We start from the raw sequence: 1,555 nt of genomic DNA on the forward strand, positions 1-1,555 counted from the left end.
CTGTCTGAGAGTTTACCGAACGGGTAAGCCGTGAGGCTGTAGACCAGGTTCATCGCCACCATCACCAGCGGGATGGTATAGAGCGGGATCTCCATCTGCTGGGCGCGCAGCACCAGAAAGGCTTCGCTGAAGCGGGCGAGGGTGAAAATGCTGCCGATCGCGACCACCCACCAGTAGGCGGCGGAGAGCTTTTTCAGGTTTTCGCGCTTCAGCGGATTGCTGCGTTTGTGCGCGATGGCGGATTTTGGCTCCTGTAGGCCGAATCCGAGCAGGAGAATGGAGAGCACGGCGGGAATGACCGCCACCCAGAAAATAGCGTGAAAATCGTTGGCCCAGATAAACATCAGCAGCACCGCCAGCAGCGGGCCGAGTAAACGCCCGATAAACGCCTCGCTCTGGCCGAGGGCGAAGAAGGATTGATAAATCACCCACTCGCCGGCAAAGCCGTTCAGCGGCGGCAGCGCAGCCATCGCCATCAGCCCGACCAGCATCGCCAGCGAAATGACGGGCATTTTTTTGCCAATCCCGCCGAGCTTCTCAATATCGCGGTGCCCGGTGCGGAACCAGACGCTGCCCGCGCCGAGGAACAGGGTGCTTTTAAACAGGCTGTGGTTGATAAGGTGATACAGACCGCCAATAAACCCGGCGGCAATCAGCGCCGGCTGGTTGAGCGCCAGCCCGGTGACGCCTGCGCCCATGCCGAGCAGGATAATCCCGATGTTCTCCAGGGTGTGGTACGCCAGCAGACGCTGGATGTTGTGCTCCATCAGCGCGTAGAGGCCACCGACGAACGCGGTGATCATCCCCGCAATCAGCAACGCCACGCCCCACCACAGCGGCGGCCGATCGCCCGTCAGGGTTATCGTCAGGATGCCGAACAGACCGACCTTCATCACCACGGTGGAGAACAGCGCAGCGGCCGGGGCTGAGGCATTGGCATGCGCCTGCGGCACCCAGCCGTGCAGCGGGATTATCCCGGCCAGCAGGCCAAAACCGACTACGCTCAACAGCCAGACGTCGTTGCCCAGCGGCTGGCCGTTAAGCGCGGCGAAATCCAGCGTGCCGAAACGCTGCCACACCAGCCAGCAGGCCAGCGCCAGCAGCAGCGTGCCGAGACGTCCGAGCGCAAACCACAGCTTGCCGGAGGCGCTGCATCCGGTCAGGAACACGCCGCACAGGGCCATGATTTCAGCCATCACCACCAGCGCGCCGAGGTTGCTGGCGACAACGGTACAGACCGCGGCGGCCATCAACAGGTTAACCAGCAGGCCGTTGGCTTTGGTGTGCTGATGGCGGTGCCAATCGATATTAAACAGGCTGATAAACAGCCCGCACAGGCCAAAGGTTATCAGCCAGATGGCGTTCAGCGGCGTAAGCTCAACGGCGTGGTGAATCAGCGGGATGAGGGTGTCGACGGATTGCCCGTCGATCAGGACAACCCCGCCCGCCGCCAGCGTCATCAGGCTGCCGACCGCCCCGCCGATACCGGCGATCACGCCGCTCAGCGTTTTATGGAAGGCGAGGAGCAGCGCCAGGACAGCGGCGGCGGCAAACC

Annotated in this window: 1 protein-coding gene; it reads right to left on the bottom strand. The window is 62.6% G+C overall.

Annotated elements, in window-relative coordinates; translation table 11 throughout:
* Positions 1 to 1,555 (bottom strand): formate hydrogenlyase subunit 3 (hycC, locus tag DD606_RS25125; RefSeq protein ID WP_255573132.1); only part of this gene is annotated, 1,555 nt, incomplete at both ends.

The sequence above is a fragment of the Enterobacter cloacae complex sp. GF14B genome, assembly GCF_004136805.1.
GTDB classification, from domain to species: domain Bacteria; phylum Pseudomonadota; class Gammaproteobacteria; order Enterobacterales; family Enterobacteriaceae; genus Enterobacter; species Enterobacter hormaechei_C.